The following is a 20,214-nucleotide window of genomic DNA, read 5'->3' as shown; positions in this document are numbered from 1 at the left end:
ATCCAGCCTTTCGGAGGGAGACGATGGGCGAGGACGGGCAGGCGAGACAGGAGAAGACGCAGCGCGGCGTGCAGAGCGTCGACGTGGCCGGCCGCTTCCTGCAGGCGCTGGCGGAAGCGCGCGCACCGCTATCGGCGGCGGAGCTCGCCTCGGCGGTCGGCATCGCACCGGCCCAAGCCCATCCCTACCTCGTATCGCTGACGCGCCAGGGCTGGATCAAGCGCGATCACCTCGATGACCGATTCGAACCTGGGCCGCTGGCGCTGCAACTGGCGCGGATGCGGCTGGAGCTGGATCCCGGTCTGCACGCCGCCGTGCCGCTTGTTGTCGAGCTCACCGCACAGACGGGCTGCAGCGTCGCGGTCAGCGTGCCGGGTCCACAAGGCCCCACCATCGTGCGCTACGAACGCGGCAATGCGCCGTTGCACGTCAATCTGCATGTCGGCACCGTGATGTCGCTGGCGACTACTGCGACCGGCCGCATGTACTGCGCATGCATGCCCGAGGCCCAATGGGTGCCGTTGTTCGACGCACTGCCGGCGCGTCCCAAACGCGCTGCGTTCCTTGCCGAGCTCGACGAGGTGCGCAGCCGCGGTATCGCGCGCAGCATCGATCTCCCGAGTCCCGGCGTCAGCAGCCTGTGCGTGCCGGTGCGCGACGCCGCCGGCGCGCTCCGTCTGCTGCTCACGGCCATCGGCCCGACCGCGACCATCGACACCACCTGGCGCGGCGATCTCGCTCGCGCCCTGCAGACGACGGCGGTGCAGATCGCCGATTCACTGCGCGGAAAGGGCTGAGCCATGACGAACGCCATCGCCACCACCGACGAGACCGCCGGCAGGCCTCAGCGCGGCATTCAAGCGCTCGATGCCAGCGCCCAGCTGATCGGCGCGCTGCTGCGGGCAAGCACTCCGCTCGCGCTGAGCGAAGTAGCGCGCGGCGCCGGCATGGTGCCTGCCAAAGCGTTCCCGCATCTGGTCAGCCTGGTGCGGGCCGGCGTGCTCGAGCGCGATGCCGACGGCCGCTTTCTGCCGGGGCCATTGGCCCTGCAATTGGGGCTGATCGCACTGCAGCGCCTGTCGCCGGTGCGGGAGGCCGAGCCGGAGCTGCGCAGCCTGGCCGCCGATACGGGCCTTAGCGTCGCGATGGCTGTGCTTGGACCGGTTGGCCCGACCGTCGTGCGGCTGGAGGAATCGACGCGGCCGCAGCACGTCAGCCTGCGTGTGGGCACGGTGCTGTCGCTCGTCAATACGGCGATCGGCCGCGTGTTTGCTGCGCATCTGCCCGACGACGTGCTGACCGGACTGCTGCAGCAGGAATCGGTGCGGATGGCCGGTGCGTCGACGAAGGAGTTCGGCGCAGGCAAGGCCGCCTATGCCGCGAGGCTGGCCCGCATTCGCGCGCACGGCATCGACGATGCGCTCGACAGGCCCGTGCCCGGCATTCATACGCTGGCAGCGCCGGTGTTCGACCACACCGGTACGGTGGTGCTGGTGCTGGCGGCGATGGGGACGGCGGGGAGTTTCGACAGCACCCTGCAGGGCGAGGTGGCGAAGCGGCTCGCGGCAGCTGCACGCCGCCTCTCGTGGCGCTTCGGGCGACCGGTCTCGGAGAACAGCGGCGGGAACACGCTTTAGCTCCTGCGCGCCGTGCTTACGCGGGTCGTCGCGCCGGAACTAGACTGCAATCCATTCAACCTTGATGGAGGAGACGACCATGACCACACCCATCCTCAACATCGCGGATGCCCAATTCCTGGACTTCGCCGACCTGTCCCGTCAATACGGTTCCGAACTGCCCGCCGACCGCTATGGCGGCCGCATGGCGCCGATCGGCCACGTGCTTGGCGCGCAGAAACTCGGCTACAACCTGACGGTGATCGACCCTGGCAAGCGCGTGTTCCCTTTCCACAGCCACCGGGCCAACGAGGAAATGTTCTTTATCGTCGAAGGCACCGGCGAAGTGCGCATCGGTGAGGCCCGCCATCCGATCCGCGCCGGCGATGTGATTTCCTGCCCGGCAGGGGGCCCGGAAACGGCGCATCAGATCATCAATACCGGCTCGCAAGTACTGAAGGTGCTGGCCGTCAGCACGATGACCGCACCGGAGCTTTGCCACTATCCCGACTCGGGCAAGTTTGGCGTGCTCGATCACGCCCATGGGTTCGCCTATATCGGTCGGGCGGAGGGGAGTCTGGATTATTGGGAAGGGGAATAAAAGAAAGCTCCGACGCGCGGATTGAACGTCGGACGCAAAGAATGAGAACCGGATCAACGCCGCGCGCAAGTCTTCCCCGTAGCATGCGATGTGACTCCGAGCGGGAACCTCAAAACTTGATGAAACTTGACGCTGCAGCGGGTGATCCCTAGAATGGTCCGCTATGCAAAAGACCCTCTCAAAAGCCGCCGTTATCGACGGCCTGCAAAAAGCCGGGCTGTCTCAGGCGGAGCTTGCACGAAGGCTTGGCGTCAGCCCGCAGGCTGTGACGAACTGGCTTAAGGGACAGGACTTTCCCCGTCCCGACAAGCTGCTGAAATTGTCCATGCTTCTGCGCCTGAATTTCGCGGAGCTTGTCACGCAGTCCGAAGAGGGCGCCCCCATCATTGCATTCAGGAAGCGAGCCAATACCAAGACGACAGAGCGGCATCTTGCCCATGCGCGTGAGATCGGCATGCTACTCAAGGGCGTGGTGCCGTTTTTTCCGCCCGGCCACTCCTTGCGCCCGCGTCTGGATTCTGCGACGACGGACTATGCATCACTCCAGCGAACCGTCGCCGAGGTAAGGACGAAGCTGGGCTTGGGTGATCGCGCAGTCCTCGATTACCACCACCTTATCGGGCAGTTCAAAGAGGCGGGTGCCGTGCTGGTGCCGGTCCTATGGGGAGAGAAGCAGCTGCATGCGAACGCGCTCCATATTGCCCTGCCGGCGGAGCGCGTTACTTTTGTCTTTCTGAATCTCGACACCAAGCTTGAAGATTTCAAGTTCTGGATGGCGCACGAGTTGGCGCATGTCTATACGCCTTACCTCGCGGGGAAGGAGGAAGGGGAGGATTTTGCGGATGCCTTCGCGGGGGCGCTGCTGTTCCCGCAGCCTTGTGCGATCGAGGCGTATGGCGATGCTGTGCGTGCCAAGCGAGAAGCATCAGCGCTGGCTGCTCTGCAAGAGCATGCCAATCAGCACGCCATTTCGCTCTATAGCGTCTTTTGCCAGGCCAGAAACTATCAACGGCACTATGGCCTGCCGCCGATGGCGATCGACGAGGTCAATCTGCACAAGATCCGAAACGCTGCGCCGTCGTCTCTGGTCAGTCATGCGATGTTCGACAAGCCTCCACCATCGGCACGCGAATATATTGCGGCTGCCGAACAGGTATTTCAGTCCGACTTCTTTGTCGCGCTGCGCGCGATGATTCGTGAAAGAGGCATCGAAGCAGGCCTCGTGCAGCAACTTCTGGACATCGGCCTCGTCGACGCAAAAGCCATCTACGCGGAGCTTGTGCGTTGACCTTGCTTCTGCTTGATACGAATGCATATCTGCGGATTGCGAAACGTGTCAAGCCGCTGCTTGGTGTCGCCTTTGGGCAAAAGAGGTATCGGTTGACCATTCTGGAGGATGTCGAACGCGAGTTTGAGCGCAGCCCTCGATTGCAGAGCACCTTTCCGTGGTTCCAGGACGGCACGTTGCAATCGGAGCGCTTGGCAAAGCGCTTTCGTCTGAGTGGTGAAGATCGAGAACAACTGGATGCCGCTGCAAGCGTGCTACGCGGTTGGGTAATCGCGAACGCTGGCCAATACCGAAGTCCACCCTCGCCTGTGGATTGCCGCGTATTGGCTTTCGGTCAGCTCAAGGAAGCGATCGTCGTCACGGATGATCTCGCCATGCACCAACTAGGGGAGGAATTCGGCATTGCGACGATGCATGGCCATGAGCTGCTGCGTCGCATGCTCGCGGCCAAGATGGTAAGCAAAGCCGATGTGCGAGCCATCTACCAAGCGTTGGAAAGGAACGGCGACCTGCCTGCTACATGGATACGTGACAGAGATTCATTGTTCCCCCGGCTGTTCTGCCGAGAGGGCCATGATTCCTGACAGGTCTCCATGCGTTTAATGCCGGTAAAAAAAAACGGCGCGGTATACGCGCCGTTTTTGTCAATGGCGTTTGGCGTGCCTGCGGCCCGAAAGTCATCCCGCCAGCTTGATCAACGCCGGCACCGTTAGCATCGCCGTGTAATACCCCATGAACTGCACGCCGGTGTTGAAGCCCAGCACGCGCGACAGCAGGCCGCCGATCGAGCCCAGCGTCAGGATGACCAGCAGGCCGAGCAATTGGCCTTCCCACACGCTGATCACTAGGATCAGGCCGACGAAGGTCGCGACGATGGCCTCGTGCGAGATGCGGCGCGAGACGAAGAGGGCCGCGCGGCGCGCGTAGTTCATTGCGAAGGGGTACGACACGATCGCGGCCAGCAGCACCGCCAGCAGACCGTAGCCAAGGAATTCCCAGTGGCTCAGCAGGTTGTGCAGATTGTGGGTCTGGCCGTTGGCCGTATCCACGGTGAATACGGGCGGCGCATGGAACAGCGGGGCGGCCGGCCCTGCGGCAACCGGGCTCAGCGGCAGGCCGAAGGCGATCAGCGGAATCAGTGCCTCGGCGATATAGGTCGCTTCGGTGACGCCGTTGCGGGCGCTGAGCACCGTGGTGAGCCGGTGATAGGCGTGCTTGATGCGCGAACCGACCAGCTCGCCCAGCACCACGGTCATCGCCACCGGGCTGAACACGAAGGTCGCGCTCGAGATCGCGGCGGTCGCCACGGTCCAGCGGGTCTGCGTGCCGTCCATCACCTTCAGCGGATTGGGGAAATAGCCGCTCCATCCCTTGACGTCCGGCGCGAGCGTGAAGGTGCGCGCTTGCTTGCGCTGCATGCGCGGACGGTCGACCGGCGACAGCGTCGAGAACAGGTCCGCAATCAGCGGGCCGATCGCGATGCCGAGGAAATAGCTGATGCTGAGCTTGACGCCGAATTTCGCGGTCAAGGTCTGCAGCGCGACGATCACCACCACGAAGGGCACCAGCGTTGCCACCGAGGCCCAGCGGCCGGGCGACGCGTAGGCAATCACCAGCGCCGCCGCCACGAAGATCCATGGCGCCGCCTTGGTGATGGTGGCGCCGAACGGGGCCAGCAGCACGGCGAACAGCACGGCGAGCGGCACCGCGCAGAACGCCGCGACGATGGCGCCGGAAATCATCTTGCGCAGCGCGATATGTGGCACGCCGAGATTGCGCAGATGGTTGGCGTCCTGCATCAGCGGCGTGGCCATGGTGTCGCCGGGGATGCCGAGCAAGGCGGTCGGCACCGCGTGCGTCATATGCTTGGCGACCGCGCCGGCCAGGAAGAAGGTGAACACGCCGGCCGGCGGCACGCCGAGCAGCACGACGAGCAGCGTCAGCGGCGCGAGCGTGGTGGTCTCGTCGGTGCCGGACACCAGGCCGATTGCCGCGAAGACGATGGCGCCGGCCAGGCCCATGCCCAGCGCGACGAGGATCTGCGTAAGCAGGGGAGTGGATTCGATCATGATGCGCTCCAGGCGTTGCGGGTCAGGCCGCGTTGGGTCGTGCCGGGGCGGAGGCCGCGGCGGCCTCCGGTATCGCGGCTTCGGCCTTGCTGGCGGCCATGGCACGGCGCTCGCGCGCGGCGAACAGTTCGTAGAGCTGGAGTTCGCGCAGTTCCTGCACTGTGGCAGCGGGGAGATCGGCCATTGTGCCGAGCCCGCCCGATTTTTCGGCGAGGCGGTCCAGCGCCTGTTCGCGTGCGGCGCCCGCGGTGTCGCTGGCGGGATCGGACAAGGTGTCCTCGGTGACCACGCGCTTGGGCTTGAACAGACAGGCGCAGATGAAGCCGGCGAGCACGCAGCCAGCCAGTCCGGCCAGCATCGCGTAGGCCCGGGCTAGCTCAGGCGTGCGAACCAGTTCGGTCAGGATGCGGCTGGCGATCGCAAAGGCGGCGAGGCTCAGGGCGCCGCCGATGACGATGGCGCAGGCCAGATGGCGTGGGTTGGCTGTGTCGCCCCAGACTTCGACCAGCGGGCTGCCGGTGGGCTTGGATTGTGGTTGCATGGTTGTCTCCTGTGGCGCCTCGGTTTTCGTTGGGCGCTATTTTGGTTATTGGCGATCGGCGAAGTAGAGCGGCCGTCGTCCCGCATGCCGAGCCGCTGCTATCCGTCCCTATCCTCGCCGCAACTGCGCCAGCAGTTCGATCGCGCGATCGGTACGCACGTCCTTTTCCTCGGCCATGCGTCGCGCGACCTGTTCGACCTCCTGACCGACCGCGCCGGCAACGAGTGCGATATTGCGGGCGTGCAGCGCCATATGGCCGCGCTGGATGCCTTCCGTGGCCAGCGCGCGCAACGCGCCGAGATTCTGCGCCAGGCCCACCGCGGCCGCGATCTCGCCGAGTTCCTGCGCGCTTTGTACGCCGAGAATCTTCAGCGCGAGCCGTGCCAGCGGATGCGTCTTGGTCGCACCGCCGACCAGTCCCACCGGCATCGGCAACTCGATCGTGCCGACCAGCGCGCCGCTGGCATCCTTCTCCCAGTGGGTCAGCGAGGTGTAGCGGCCCGCCCGGCAGGCATAGGCATGCGCGCCGGCCTCGACCGCGCGCCAGTCGTTGCCGGTCGCGACGATGACCGGGTCGATGCCGTTCATGATGCCTTTGTTGTGTGTCGCCGCGCGGTAGGGGTCGATCGCCGCGAAGGTGTACGCGTCGAGCACGCCTTCGATGATCGCCTCGCCGCTGCGCTCGCCGGTGGCCAACGCCTCGGGCGTCAGCCGCACGCGCGCACGGGCAAGCCGCAGGTCGGCCAGGTTCGACAGGATGCGCAGCCGGACCGCCGCGCCGGTGATGCGCTCGACCACCGGCGATACCGCTTCGGCCATCGTATTGACCGTATTGGCGCCCATCGCGTCGCGCACGTCGACGATCAGATGCATCACCACCATGGCCCCGCGCGGCGTGTCGGGGAACACATGGACCTCGATGTCGCGGCAGCCGCCACCAAGTCCGATCAACACCTTGTCGCGCGCGTTCGCCACGGCGAGGATCTCGTCGCGATGGCGCAGCAGCGCCTGCCGGGCGCCATAGGGATCGGCGACGCCGACCACCTGCACCTGCGCGCGCATCAGCGGGCCGGAGCTCGACGTCTCGAAGCCGCCGCAGCCGCGCGCGAGCTTGGCCATATACGAGGCGGCGGCGACTACGGAAGGTTCTTCGACCGCCATCGGCACCAGCACGTCCTTGCCATTGATCTGGAAATAGCCGGCCACGCCGAAGGGCAGCTCGAAGGTGCCGATCACGTTCTCGATCATGCCGTCGGCGCGGGCCGCGCCAAGCGCGCCGGGCTCGGCCAGCAGGGCGTGCTCGTCTTCGTCGAGACCGGCCGCGTCGGCGATGGCGGCCAGACGCTGGGCCGGTGTCATCTCGCGGAAGCGCGGCAGGCGCGAATCGACGGGTTGGCGACGGGGCTCGGCCGCGGCGGCAGTGGCATCGGACGAGGGGAGGGAAGCGAGCATCGATGTCTCCGTTCTCTAGGTTCTCTGGTATGGAATGGAGACAGTCTAGGGTGACTGTACCAGTCAATAGGGGTACAGTTTGCGGGGACAGTGGCCTTTCGCCCGGTTTTGCGTTGCCTTTCCGTCCCGTCCGCCCTCTTTTGCGCCGTCCCATGACCTCGACCGCTCCCGGTACCGCCCGCCGATCTCCCTCGCTCGCCGCGACGCAGGCCGATTCGATCGCCCGCCAGATCGCCGAAGGCGGGTATCGCACCGGCGATCGCCTGCCTTCGCTGCGCGAACTGGCGCAACTGCACGGCTACAGCAAGAACACGATCGTCGCGGCCTTCGAGCTGCTGGTCGCGCGCGGGCTGGTCGAGCCGCGGCGCGGCTCGGGCTTCTTCGTTCGGGAGGTGGCAGCCCGGCCCGCGCCCGAGGAGGATGCCGGCACGCTGGGCCGCGCGATGGACATCGTCTGGCTGATGCGCGAGCAGTTGAAGAGCCGGCCCGATGTGCTGGCGGTCGGCGATGGTTTCCCGCCGGTGTCATGGCTGGCAGAGGCGAGGCTGGACCGCTATCACCACAAGGTCGTGCGCACCGGTCTGGGGGCGCTGTTCCGTTATGGCAATCGCTTCGGCTTCGGCCCGCTGCGCGACCATCTGGTGCGCAAGCTCGGCGATGTCGGCATCGGCGCGCAGGCCAGGCAGATCGTGCTGACGCACGGCGCCAACGAGGCGCTGGATCTGGTGATCCGCTATTTCGTGCCGGCCGGCGGTACGGTGCTGGTCGACGATCCCGGCTATTACCCGCTGTTCGGCAAGCTCAAGCTTGCCGGCGCCCGCATCGTCGGCGTGCCGCGGCTCGCGGATGGGCCCGACATTGACGCGCTCGAGCAGATCCTGACCCGTGAACGGCCGCGGCTGTTCTTCACCCAATCGGTCGGCCACAATCCCACCGGCTCGGATCTTTCCGCGGCCAAGGCCTATCGCGTGCTGCAACTGGCCGAGCGCTTCAATCTGCTGGTGGTCGAGAACGATGCGCTGGCGGACTTCAAGCCGACCACGCTGCCGCGGCTTTCGGCACTGGACCAGCTGCAGCGGACGATCTATATCGGCAGCTTCTCCAAGTCCTTCTCGGCGGCGCTGCGGGTCGGCTATATCGCCTGCAACGACGCGCTCGCCAGCGACCTCGCCGACCTGAAGGCGCTGATTCATGTCAGCAGTTCGGAATATTGCGAGCGTACGGTCGACGTGATCCTCAGCGAAGGCCATTACCAGCGCTATCTCGCAAAACTGCGGGCGCGGCTGGCCGACGCCACGGAGCAGGCGTTGGCGCTGTTCGACCACGTCGGCGCCGACGTCTGGGTGCGGCCGCCGCAGAGCCTGTACCTGTGGGCGGCGTTTCCCCAGGCGCCGGACTCGCTGGCGCTGGCCGAGGCATTGCTGGCGCAGAAGGTGATGATCGCCCCGGGGCGGGTCTTTCGCGTCGATCCGGAGGCGCGGTCGCCCTGGGCGCGGTTCAATGTGGGAGCGGTGCTGGATCCGCGCTTCGAGGCGGCGGTGCGGCGGGTGCTGGGGCGGCGCGGACGCAGCTAGGCCCGGACATATCGCGATACGGGACCAGCGGAGTCGGAACTACGAGGGGCTTGGCGGAAACCGGAATGCAGAACGCGATCGCGGCGGGCAAGGTCGTCGCCGGCACCGGATGGCTATCGCCTCCGGTACCGTCGTCGATTTGCGTTGGTAGGCTCGATTGGACTCGAACCAACGACCCCCACCATGTCAAGGTGGTGCTCTAACCAGCTGAGCTACGAGCCTGTGGAAGGCGCGGATTATAGAGAAGCTTTTGCGGACGCACAAGCCCGTCGGGCAAAAAATGCGGAGCGGCGTTTTCCGCTGTGGGACACCGCCCGATTGCCGCGGTCGCTCGCCTCTCCTAAAAAGGGAACATCGGCAAGCCCATCCGCCCATCGCCATGCTGAAGATCGCCACGTTCAATATCAACGGCATTCGCGCCCGCCTGCCGGCATTGCTGGAATGGCTGGAGCGCGAGGCGCCCGACGTCGTCTGCCTGCAGGAATTGAAGACCGCCGATGCCGGCTTTCCGATCGATGCGATCCGTGCCGCCGGGTATGGCGCGATCTGGCATGGCGAAAAGTCGTGGAACGGCGTGGCGATCCTGTCGCGCGGGACCGAGCCGATCGAAAGCCGGCGCGGACTGCCGGGCGACGATGGCGACAAGCAGAGCCGCTACATCGAGGCGGCAGTACACGGCGTGCTGGTCGGCTGTCTGTATCTGCCCAACGGCAATCCGCAGCCGGGGCCGAAATTCGAATACAAGCTGGCCTGGTTCGAACGGCTGCTGAAGTATGCGGCCACGCTTTATGACAGCGGCCATCCGGTCGTGCTGGCCGGCGACTACAACGTGGTGCCGACCGACGACGACATCTACAACCCGCGTTCCTGGCTCAAGGACGCCTTGTTGCAGCCCGAAAGCCGCGCCTGCTACCGGCGGCTGCTGGAGCAGGGATGGGTCGATGCCTTGCGCGCCAGGTATCCCGACGAGCGGATCTACACCTTCTGGGACTACTTCCGGCAGCACTGGCAGACCAATTCGGGACTGCGCATCGACCATCTGTTGCTGAACGCGACGCTGGCACCGGCGCTTCGCGAGGCCGGTGTCGATCGCTGGGTCCGCGGCATGGAGCAGGCGAGCGATCATGCGCCGGCGTGGGTCACGCTGGAGTTCGGAGGCGGCGGGGCCAGGCGCAGGGCGTCGTCGACGGCGGCGGGGAAAACGGTGGCAAAGGCGCCGGCGAAAAAGAGCACCGCGAGAAAAGCTGCGGCGGTCGCCAAGGCGGTAATTGCCAGGACTGCCACCGATGGCGGCAAGGCCACCGCTGCAAAGAAGGCTCCCGTTGCGAAGAAAGCCACCGCCGCAAAGAAGACTGCTGCGAAGAAGACCGCTGCGAAGAAAACCGCTGCGAAGAAAACCGCCGCTGCCAGGCCAGGCGCGACTAAGCGACAATGACGCCCGTCGCGGCCAAGGGGCCGCGCAAATGTCGATCGTCGATTCCTCTCTCGCTCTCGCTCCGCCATGCTGCTGAAAGTCGGCGCGCTCGCCAGGCAAACCGGCCTGACCGTCCGCGCCCTGCATCACTACGACCGCATCGGCCTGCTCAAGCCCTCGGGTCGCTCGGCCGCGGGCTATCGCCTCTACAACCGCGACGACGTCGCGCGGCTGCATGCGATTCAGGTCCTGCGGCAGTCCGGCCTGACGCTGGCCGCCATTGGGGAACTGCTGGCCGGCGATGGCCTGCCGCGGGACCGCATCGTCACGCAGCAGATCGAGGCGCTCGACCGGGAGATTGCACGGGCGACAGCACTGCGCGGCCGTCTGGTGATGCTGCAGACCGTGCTGGCCGCGGGCGGCGAGCCCGAGATCGAGCACTGGCTGGCGGCGCTGCGCCAGATGCGCGCCTATCGCGAGTACTTCAGCGAGGCGGAGCTCGAAACGATCTTCCGCGAGTGGATGGCTACCGAGGCGGAATGGCAGCCGCTGCTGAACGAGGTTCGCGAGGCGATGGGCCAGCAATGGCCGGCGCACGCCATCGGCACGCAAGCGCTGGCCGCACGCTGGATGCATCTGGCGATGCGCTGGATGCAGGGCGACATGGAGCGGGCGGTCCGGTGGGGCGAGATGATCAAGCTGGCCGCGCAGCAGGGCTTCGGCGGTATCGACGCCGCGATGGTGCGCTATATGGAGGCTGCCGTCGAACTGCGCATGGCGGCGTGGCAGCGGCATCTGTCGCCGGACGAACTGGCGCGCCTGGACAAGCGGCTCGAACCCGAATGGCAGGCGTTGGCGCAGCGAGCCCGCGCGCTGATCGCGGCCGGAACCGGCCCCGCCGCAGCCGAGAGCCGCGCGCTGCTGCGCGATTGGGATGCACTGGTCGACCGCATGGTCGATCACGATGCGGGCCTGCGCAGCAAGCTGCTGAAGGCCTATCGCGACGAGCCGTTGCTGCAGATCGGGCACATGGTGGATGCAGAAGTGCGCGAATTCGTCGATGCGGTGCGCGCGCGTGCCGTTAAGCGGCAGGGCGGCGGCACGGATGATTGAGTCATGCCATGACATGACCGGACCCGGCAGGCGTCGCGTCGGCGCTTGACCCTGACGTGCACGTCAGGGTCTATGCTGCCCGGCTTTCGCAGCAGGAGACCGTCATGTCCCAAACCGAAACCACCGCGCTGGCCAAAGGCCGGCCCAGCACGACCGCGCTGATGATGGCCATCGCACGCGCCGTTCACCAGTTGCTCGACGAGCCGATCGTGCTGGCCGACCCGGTCGCTCTGCCGATCCTCGGCCCCGACCTCGAACGCGCCGTGCGCGACGACCCTTTTCGCTATAACGATCCGATGGCGCGACCGATGCGCGCCGCGGTGGTCGCGCGCGCAATGGTCGCCGATGCCGTGCTGGCCGAGGCGGCGCAGGCCGGCGTGCGTCAATGCGTGGTGCTCGGCGCGGGCCTCGACACGTTGGCGTGGCGCGTGCCCGCCGCGGCCGACGGCATGCGGGTCTTCGAGGTCGATCATCCGGCTACCCAGGCATGGAAGCACGATCTGATGCGGCAGGCGAGCCTGGTCATGCCCGAAGGGGCGAAGGCGGTGCCGGCCGACCTTCAGCATGCGTCGTTGCAAGACGCCCTGGAAACAGCCGGATTTCGCAGCGACCAGCCGGCGTGCTTTGTCTGGCTCGGCGTGACGCCGTATCTGACCGCCGCCGCGATCGACAGCACGCTGCGCTATGTCGCTGGCCGGCCCGCCGGCACGCGTATCGTGTTCGACTACCGCGTCGACGCCGGCGTGCTGCCACCGTTCGAGCGCGTGATGGCCGCGCATATGGCAGAACAGGTCGCCGCGCTGGGCGAGCCGTGGCTGTCCGAGTTCGTGCCCGAGCAACTGGTGCAAGGGCTGACCGCCATGGGATTTGCCGACGTGACCGATCTCGACGCGCCGACACTGAACGCCCGCTACTTCGCTCGGCGCAAGGATGGCCTGCAAACCGCGGGCGGCGGCCTGCGCGTGCTGTGCGCCCGCGTGGGCGAGGCCCGATAGCGGCCGTTTGTAGCGGACCTCAGGCCGTCTTGGCCTCCTGATAAGCCGCGTACAGGCGCTTGAACACCGGTCCGGGCTCGCCATTGCCGATCGTCTTGCCGTCGATCGCCACCACCGGAAGGATCTCCTTGCTGGCCGACGACAGCAGCACCTCGTCGGCGGCGAACACCTCCTCGCGCGGGATCGGCCGGGACACCAGCGGCATCTCGAAGCGGCTGCACAGCTCTTCGATCAGGCCATAGCGGATGCCTTCGAGGATCAGATTGTCTTTGGGCGGCGCCGCGACGACGCCATCCTTGACCACCCAGACGTTGGACGCGGAGGCCTCGGTCAGCATGCCGTCGCGGAACTGGATGGCCTCGGTCACGCCTTGCTCGGCGGCGTTCTGCGCGGCCAGCACATTGCCGAGCAGCGAGGTCGACTTGATCTGGCAGTGCAGCCAGCGCTTGTCCTCCATCGTGACGCAGGCAACGCCGCGCTCGATGGCGGCGGCCGGCGGCAGCGACATCGGATTGGTCATGATGAAGACGGTCGGCGTGACCTCCTTCGGGAAGGCATGCATGCGCTTGGCAACGCCACGCGTGACCTGGATGTAGATCATCTGGTCCGGCATCGGATTGGCCTGCATCACGCGCGCGATCAGCGCCATCCATTGGCCCTCGTCATGCGGATTCGGAATGCCGATCGCGCCGAGGCTGCGTGCGAGTCGCGCCAGATGCTGTGCCGCGCGGAACGGCTTGCCGGCATAGACCGGGATCACCTCGTAGACGCCGTCGCCAAAAATAAATCCGCGGTCGAGCACGGGGATGCGCGCCTCGGACAGTGGCGTCAATTCGCCGTTCAGATAAACGATGGCGTCGGAGCTGGAAGTCATGGGGAGCAGGGGCAATGGAACGAGGATGCGGCATTGTTCCACAGCGGCCGGAGCGAGGTCATGCCGATTCTGCATAACGCTGCTCGCGCCGCCGGGGCGCACCGGGATCGCGGAGAAAGCAAGCACGGCCTTGCTTGTAGGACGAATCCTTGCCGTAATCAGCCGCGCACCTACGGCGCCGGCCGTTCCGCTGCGGAATACTCGCGGGAAAACGACTGACAGCGTGGCGCCGTGCTCACCTTCGTGCTGCTGACCCTCGCCGCGATCGGGCTGATCGCGATCGTGATCTACCTGTCCAAATGACCGGCAGGCCGTCGACCAGTGCCTTGCGGCAGCGCACGGGCGGCGCCCGGCTCGCGCCCACGGTGCGCGCCTCAGCTGGCGCCGTCGGTGCGCAGCGGTGCGGCGGCGACCGGCAGGGCGGGAGGCTCCTGCCCGCCGCCCACGTCGCTGGCGGCAGCGTGCTCGGGCGTAGGCGCGGGCGTCTCGTCGAGGCGATTGCCGTGCGCGTCGAGATCGGGCCGGCGCGCGAACAGCAACGCGAAGTCGCTCAGTGCCTGCCACGTACTCTGGTGCGCAATGATGTCCGAATGATTGCTGCCGGGAATGGTCTCGACGGCGACCGGCCCCGGCCACGCCGCCATCAGACGCTCGGAGCATTCATGCGGCACGACATCGTCGACCTCGGCGAGCAGCACCTTGGTGCGCTGTACCACCTTCTTGCAGTGCGAAATCGAATCGAAGTGATGACGCATCAGCTGGCGCAGCGGCACCAGCGGGAAGCGCTTGCGCACGAGCTCGAGCAGCGAATCGTAGGGCGTGATCAATTGCAGGCTCTCGAAGTCCTGCAGATCGGCCAGCTGGATCGCAACCCCGGTGCCCAGGCTGCGCCCGACCACATGGACCCGCGTGCCCGGCAGCACGCGGCGCAGATGCAGCAGGAACTGGCTGGCGTCGGCCACCGCGGCCGCCTCCGACGGAATGCCGTCGGAATGGCCAAGGCCGCGATAGTCGAAGGTGGCGAAGCCGACTTCGGCCGGCAGCCAATGTAGAAATTGCATGGTCTCGAGGACGTCTTCCCCGCGACCTGGCAAATAGAACAACAGATCGGTGACGGCACAGTGCGCATCGCCGCGATACACGTAGCCGCGCAGCATCCCGCCCGGGATGGTGTGCGAATAGGCGGTGATCCCCTCCGGCAATTCGCGCGGCGGGCGCCGTCGTGCGTCGAACAGCAGGCGGCCCTGATTGATGCCGAGGTAGGTCCAGTAGCTGAGGAAGCCGGCGGCCGTCAGGACGGCGGCGGCGCCGATGGTCTTGTAGGGCAGGTGCGTCAGGGCCTGCCGCAACAAGTGTCGGTTTGTGCTTCGGTGCGCGTTGCGTTTCGGTTCATCCATGAGGCGCACCTTATACGAATTCGGCCCCGCACGGCAAATCGATGCCAAATGCGGGCGGATAGCGGCAATTGCCGGCAGTACCTGAATGGGGCGGACATCGGCGTCGCGGCGCCGCAACCGCATCGGCGGTGCACCCTCGCGGTCGGCAGATCGATTTCCTATGCTGCCTGTGTCCCCTCACCTGTCCCTGTCCTGACAAGGAGAACAACATGGATCGTCGCCAGTTCTTGAAATGGGGAAGCTTCATCACCGTCTCGGTCGCCACCACTGGGTTGGCCGGCTGCGGCGGTGGCGATGACAATCCCGATCCGCCCGAACCCGACCTGTTCGACTTCCGCCACGGTGTCGCTTCGGGCGACCCCCGCCCCGACAGCGTCGTGCTGTGGACGCGTGTCGAAGGCGACAACGGCAAGCGGCACGTCAATGTGCGCCTGCAGGTGTCGACCCAGGAGGACTTCTCCACGCTGATCGTCAACGACCATCTGCGCGCCTTGCCCGATTGGGACTACACGCTGCGCACCAAGGTCACCGGCCTGACGCCCGCCACGACCTACTACTACCGCTTCCGCGTCGGCAGCCGCTTCAGCCCGGTCGGTCGAACCCGCACCGCGCCCGCGGCCGGTACGCCGCTGTCGCAGCTGAAGTTCGCCTTTGTCAGCTGCCAGGACTGGAGCATCAACCACTGGGCCGGCATGGAGGAGCTGGCACAGCAGGACCTCGATTTCATCGTGCACACCGGCGACTACATCTACGAGGCGGTGGCGGACGGCGCGCCGGTCAATCTGGTCGAAAGCCGCCATACGCCGCTGTCGCTGCCCAATGGCACGACGCTGCCCAGCGGCTTCCGCTACGCCACCACGCTCGAGGACTACCGCTACCTGTACAAGGCCTATCGCAGCGACGCGCGGCTGCAGGCGCTGCATGCGCGCTTCCCGATGATCGCGATCTGGGACGACCACGAGTTCTCCGACGACTGCTGGCAGGACCGCCAGAGCTATGATGCCGACGACGATCAGACGCCCCAGACCGCGCGGCGGCGCGCAGCCAACCAGGCGTGGTTCGAGTTCCTGCCGGCCGATGTCACGCTGGACCTGAACAACCCCTCGTTCCAGAACATCCAGATCTATCGGTCCTTCACCTTCGGCAATCTGGCGACGCTGCTGATGACGGACGAGCGGCTGTATCGCGCCGACCATCTGATCTCCGAAGCCAACGCCGGCGGCGATGTCGGCAGCCGCTTCTTCATCCGGCGCGACGCGCTCAAGGCAGCGGAGGACGCGAAGATCGCGGCGGCGGGGGGTGCGCTGACGCAGGTATCGATGCTTGGCGACGCGCAGCGCGCATGGTGGCAGGACCGTATCGGCGGTGCCGCGACGACGTGGAAGCTGTGGGGCAACCAGGTCTCGCTGCTGCGCATGCAGGTCGATCTGACCGAGGCCATCGCGGAACTGATGGTGCTGCGGCTGATCGCGAGCAACACGGCGCTGACGCCGTTGCGCGACCAGATGGAGGAGGCGTTGGAGGCGGACCTGCGCGCGGCGGTCTCATCGGGCACCTATCCGAACAACGTCGCCTACGCCAACCTGCGGCAACTGCTGTCGGCGCAGGCCGGCATCGATAGCGCCAACTTCGACGCAAATATCAAGCCCACGCTCGACAGCCGCCTGCCGCCGGCGTCGCTGCTGGCCACCTATGTGCTCAACGCGGACCAGTGGGATGGCTATGACGCGGAACGCAAGAATCTGATGGCCTTCCTGAAGACGAACAACGTTCGCAATGTGGTGGCGCTGACCGGCGACATCCACGCATTCTTTGCCGGCGTGGTGATGGACGACTTCGATGCGGCGACACCGACGCCGGTGATGGTCGATCTGGTCGGGGCAGGGCTGTCGAGCAATACGCTGATGAGCACGTACAAGAGCGTGGTCGATAACGACCCCCGCTTTGCCGAGATCAAGGCGCTGATCTACGAGGAGGTCAGCGGCGCGGTGGTCAACACCTTGAATCGCACGTTGGAGCATTTCAATCCGTGGATGCGTTACGCGGAGACCAATGTCATCGGCTATTCGGTCGTCACGCTGACGCCGGACAGGCTCAATTGCGCCTTCCATATCATGAAGGGACTGGTCGACGGCAATGCGCCGCCGCAGCCGGCGACGGCCAGGGTCACCACGGTGGAGGTGCCGGCGGGCTCGGCGGTGGTGAACGTGGTCTGAGGCGGTTCCGGCGCGGCTGTCCCGCAGCCGCGCCCGGACATGGGGTTTGGTACGATCAGTGACGGCGCGCACCCGATGCGGTGCGCGCCGGGAAGGGGCACCCGAAGGCGCGTCCACCTGTCTGTCTGATCCACCACGGAGATCCCATGCCTCGCAGCGCTGCCGGCCCGGTCCTGTCCGCCCTCCCGGCCTTCCCCATTGCCATCCTTTGCACCGTCCTGATTGCCGCGTTGTGCGGTCCTGGTCCGGCCCACGCCGCACGCTCGTCGATTGAATCACCGGCCGCAACGGCCGGCGAAACGGTGCAGGGCATCCCCACACCGGTCGCCAGCGCCGAAGGCATCACGGAATACCGCCTGCCCAACGGACTGCGGGTGCTGCTCGCCCCGGATGCGGCGCAGCCGACCACCACGATCAATATCACCTACCTTGTCGGCAGCCGGCACGAAAGCTACGGCGAGACCGGCATGGCGCACCTGCTCGAGCATCTGCTGTTCAAGGGGACGCCGAGTGTGCCGGATGGCGCGATCGGGCGGCAGATGGCGAGCCGCGGGATGCAGTTCAACGGCACCACCGCGCACGATCGCACCAACTATTTCGCCACCTTCGCGGCCAGCGAGGAAAACCTCGACTGGCTGCTGCGGATGGAAGCGGACCGCATGGTCAACAGCACGATCTCGCGCAGCGCGCTGGACAGCGAGATGACGGTGGTGCGCAATGAGCTGGAACGCGGCGAGAACAGCCCGACCGGCGTGCTGCTGCGGCAGCTGGCCGCCAGCGCCTATCACTGGCACAACTACGGCAAGGCGCCGATCGGCGCCCGCAGCGATATCGAGAACGTCGGCATCGATGCGCTGCAGGCCTTCTATCGCCGCTATTACCAGCCCGACAACGCGGTACTGGTGATCACCGGGCAATTCGACCCGGCCCGCACGCTGGCGAGCGTGACGCGGTATTTCGGCGCGATTCCCAAGCCGGCACGCGTGCTGGCTGAGCAGTACACCGTGGAGCCGCCGCAGGAAGGGCCGCGCGAGATCCTGCTGCAGCGGCCCGGCGACATCCAGGTGGTGGCCGCGCAATACCACATCGGCCCCGGCGCGCATCCGGACACCGCGGCGATGACGCTGCTGGTCGATATCCTGACTGCCATACCGGGCGGGCGCCTCTATCGCGGACTGGTCGAGCAGAAGAAGGCGGCGTCGCAGACGGGCTTTCTGCGGGCGTTGAAGCAGCCGGGCAGCGTGGTCTTCCTCGCGCAGGTCGGCAAGGCGCAGCCCCTGGAGCCGGCGCGCACCGGACTGCTGGAACTGGTCGAAGGCATCGGCGCGCAGCCGGTCACGCAGGAGGAGCTCGACCGGGCGCAGCGCCGCTCGCGCAACGCCTACGAGCGCATGCTGAACGATCCGGCCAGCTACGGCGTGGCATTGTCGGAGGCGATCGCCAAGGGCGATTGGCGGCTGATGCTGATTGCCCGCGATCAGATCGAGCGCGTGACCGTCGACGACGTCAACCGCGTGGCGCGCCACTATCTGCAGCGCGCCAATCGCACGCTGGGTCAATTCATTCCGGTCGACGTGCCGAACTACGTCGCGATTCCGCCGGCGCCAGACATCGCCGCACTGACGCGCGGCTATCAGGGCAAGCCGGGCGCCGCGCCGGTGGCGCCCTTTGTGCCCACGCCGGCAAATATCGAGGCGCATACGGTGCGCGCCACGCTGCCCAACGGCATGACCATCGCGATGTTGCCCAAGCCCGTGCGCGGTCAGCGCGTGCACGGCCAACTGGTGCTGCGCATGGGCGATGTCGACAGCCTGCGCGGCCTGAACGCGGTCGGCACGCTGACCGCCGGCATGCTGATGCGCGGCGCCGGCGGGCGCGATCGCCAGCAGCTGGTCGATGCGTTTGAAGCGCTGCGGACGACGGTCGGCGTCTCCGGCGACGCCGAACGGGTGACCATCAGCTTCCAGGCGCCGCGCGAGCATCTGCCGCAGGTGCTGACGCTGCTGCGCGATGTGCTGCGCGAACCCAGCCTGCCGGCGGCCGAGTTCGAGGTGCTGCGCACCACCGCGATCGCCGGCATCCAGAGCCAGGTACGGCAGCCCGAAGCGCTCGCCCCGGTCGTGCTCGGCCGGCACGGCAACCCTTATCCGAAGGGCGACCCGCGCTATGTGCCGACGCTGGAGGAATCGATCGCCGAGCTGCGGGCTGTCCAGCTCGAACAGGTGCGCGACTTCCATCGGCGCTTCTACGGCACCAGCCATGCGCAGTTTGCGCTGGTCGGCGACTTCGATGCACAGGGCGCGCGCCAGCAGGTAGAGACGCTGTTCGGCGACTGGAGCGCGCCGATGCCCTTCGCCCGCGTCGAACGCGACTTCCTGCCGTTGCAGCCGGTGAGCCTGGCCGTGCCGACGCCGCACAAGGCCAATGCCAGCTTTATCGCCGCGCTGCCGATCGGCATGACGATGGATCACCCCGACTATGCGGCGCTGGCGATCGCCAACCGGATCTTTGGCGGCAGTTCGATGAAGAGCCGGCTGGCCGACCGCCTGCGCCAACAGGACGGCATCAGTTACGGCGCTTCGAGCTACCTGCGGATCGGCGCGCTCGATACCGCCGGCCGCTTCGGCATCCAGGCCTCCTTTGCCCCGCAGAACCTGCCGCGGCTCAAGGCTGGCGTGCAGCGGGAGCTGCGGCGCTTTCTGCGGGAGGGCGTGACCGAGGAAGAACTGGCCGAGGCCAAGAGCGGATTGCAGCAACAGGGGCTGGTCACCCGCAGCCGAGACGAGGTGCTGGTGTCGATGCTGGCCTATCAACTGTTCGTCGGCCAGACCATGGCGTTTACGGAGGAGATGGAGCGCCGCATCGACCAGGCCACGGTCGAGCAGGTCAACGCGGCGATCCGGCGGTATCTGGACCCGGACCGCTTTGTCGAGGTCTATGCTGGGGCCTGGCCCGATGCCGGGGCGCCTGGCGACCCCGGCAAAGTGGCTGCCTCGCCTGATGGCGGCCTATAGCGCCACCATAGCTTTACCTAATGACAATGGTTTAAACGATAAATTGTACA

The 20,214-nt window shown here is 66.5% G+C and carries 15 protein-coding genes, 1 tRNA gene and 1 pseudogene; 11 read left to right on the top strand and 6 right to left on the bottom strand.

The window, feature by feature from the left end:
- Positions 1-23: 23 nt before the first annotated feature.
- From HTY53_RS04745 to HTY53_RS04725, 5 genes are all read left to right on the top strand, one after another.
- On the top strand, positions 24-797 hold the full coding sequence (locus HTY53_RS04745) for an IclR family transcriptional regulator (protein WP_174105285.1): 774 nt from the start codon (positions 24-26) through the stop codon (positions 795-797).
- A gap of 3 nt (positions 798-800) precedes the next feature.
- The gene (locus HTY53_RS04740; protein WP_174105284.1) at positions 801-1,637 is read left to right on the top strand and encodes an IclR family transcriptional regulator; all 837 of its coding nucleotides are present in this window, start codon (positions 801-803) and stop codon (positions 1,635-1,637) included.
- 79 nt (positions 1,638-1,716) lie between these two features.
- Positions 1,717-2,217: a cupin domain-containing protein gene (locus HTY53_RS04735; protein WP_174105283.1), complete on the top strand. Its 501-nt coding sequence runs from the start codon at positions 1,717-1,719 to the stop codon at positions 2,215-2,217.
- Between the two features lie 163 nt (positions 2,218-2,380).
- Entirely contained in the window at positions 2,381-3,505 is a 1,125-nt protein-coding gene (locus tag HTY53_RS04730) for an XRE family transcriptional regulator (RefSeq protein WP_174105282.1), read from the top strand.
- Positions 3,502-4,089: a hypothetical protein gene (locus tag HTY53_RS04725; RefSeq protein WP_174105281.1), complete on the top strand. Its 588-nt coding sequence runs from the start codon at positions 3,502-3,504 to the stop codon at positions 4,087-4,089. Before HTY53_RS04730 ends, HTY53_RS04725 begins: the two co-directional genes overlap by 4 nt.
- Positions 4,090-4,182: 93 nt before the next feature.
- Here HTY53_RS04725 and HTY53_RS04720 read toward each other — a convergent pair whose 3' ends face one another.
- From HTY53_RS04720 to HTY53_RS04710, 3 genes are all read right to left on the bottom strand, one after another.
- A complete protein-coding gene (locus HTY53_RS04720; RefSeq protein ID WP_174105280.1) occupies positions 4,183-5,574 on the bottom strand; it encodes a tripartite tricarboxylate transporter permease in 1,392 nt (463 codons plus the stop codon).
- Positions 5,575-5,596: 22 nt separating this feature from the next.
- Positions 5,597-6,115, bottom strand: a complete 519-nt coding sequence (locus HTY53_RS04715) for a hypothetical protein (RefSeq protein WP_174105279.1) — start codon at positions 6,113-6,115, stop codon at positions 5,597-5,599.
- A 108-nt stretch (positions 6,116-6,223) separates the two neighbouring features.
- A complete protein-coding gene (locus HTY53_RS04710; RefSeq protein WP_174105278.1) occupies positions 6,224-7,567 on the bottom strand; it encodes a hydroxymethylglutaryl-CoA reductase, degradative in 1,344 nt (447 codons plus the stop codon).
- A 152-nt stretch (positions 7,568-7,719) separates the two neighbouring features.
- On the opposite strand from HTY53_RS04710, the gene HTY53_RS04705 reads away from it, so the two are divergent.
- Complete coding sequence (locus tag HTY53_RS04705) at positions 7,720-9,141, top strand: PLP-dependent aminotransferase family protein (RefSeq protein WP_174105277.1); 1,422 nt, start codon at positions 7,720-7,722, stop codon at positions 9,139-9,141.
- 145 nt (positions 9,142-9,286) lie between these two features.
- Here the strand turns inward: HTY53_RS04705 and HTY53_RS04700 are convergent.
- Positions 9,287-9,363, bottom strand: a tRNA-Val gene (locus HTY53_RS04700).
- 151 nt (positions 9,364-9,514) lie between these two features.
- Here HTY53_RS04700 and xth point away from each other — a divergent pair.
- From xth to HTY53_RS04685, 3 genes and pseudogenes are all read left to right on the top strand, one after another.
- A pseudogene (gene xth / locus HTY53_RS04695) lies at positions 9,515-10,318 on the top strand (exodeoxyribonuclease III); the annotation flags it as partial.
- A 324-nt stretch (positions 10,319-10,642) separates the two neighbouring features.
- Positions 10,643-11,668: a MerR family transcriptional regulator gene (locus tag HTY53_RS04690; RefSeq protein ID WP_174105276.1), complete on the top strand. Its 1,026-nt coding sequence runs from the start codon at positions 10,643-10,645 to the stop codon at positions 11,666-11,668.
- Positions 11,669-11,772: 104 nt separating this feature from the next.
- Entirely contained in the window at positions 11,773-12,663 is an 891-nt protein-coding gene (locus HTY53_RS04685; protein ID WP_174105275.1) for a class I SAM-dependent methyltransferase, read from the top strand.
- A gap of 19 nt (positions 12,664-12,682) precedes the next feature.
- On the opposite strand, the gene HTY53_RS04680 is transcribed toward HTY53_RS04685, so the two are convergent.
- Together HTY53_RS04680 and HTY53_RS04675 are read right to left on the bottom strand one after the other, a co-directional pair.
- Positions 12,683-13,537, bottom strand: a complete 855-nt coding sequence (locus HTY53_RS04680; RefSeq protein WP_174105274.1) for a D-amino acid aminotransferase — start codon at positions 13,535-13,537, stop codon at positions 12,683-12,685.
- Between the two features lie 374 nt (positions 13,538-13,911).
- A complete protein-coding gene (locus tag HTY53_RS04675) occupies positions 13,912-14,934 on the bottom strand; it encodes an alpha/beta hydrolase (protein WP_174105349.1) in 1,023 nt (340 codons plus the stop codon).
- A gap of 209 nt (positions 14,935-15,143) precedes the next feature.
- Between HTY53_RS04675 and HTY53_RS04670 the strand changes: the two genes are divergently transcribed.
- Complete coding sequence (locus tag HTY53_RS04670; RefSeq protein ID WP_174105273.1) at positions 15,144-17,150, top strand: alkaline phosphatase D family protein; 2,007 nt, start codon at positions 15,144-15,146, stop codon at positions 17,148-17,150.
- A 146-nt stretch (positions 17,151-17,296) separates the two neighbouring features.
- Positions 17,297-20,164, top strand: a complete 2,868-nt coding sequence (locus HTY53_RS04665) for a M16 family metallopeptidase (RefSeq protein ID WP_254599804.1) — start codon at positions 17,297-17,299, stop codon at positions 20,162-20,164.
- Positions 20,165-20,214 lie beyond the last annotated feature (50 nt).

It is taken from the genome of Cupriavidus gilardii, assembly GCF_013314895.1.
Taxonomy (GTDB): Bacteria; Pseudomonadota; Gammaproteobacteria; order Burkholderiales; family Burkholderiaceae; genus Cupriavidus; species Cupriavidus gilardii_C.
This window is presented reverse-complemented; position numbering and strand designations above follow the sequence as displayed.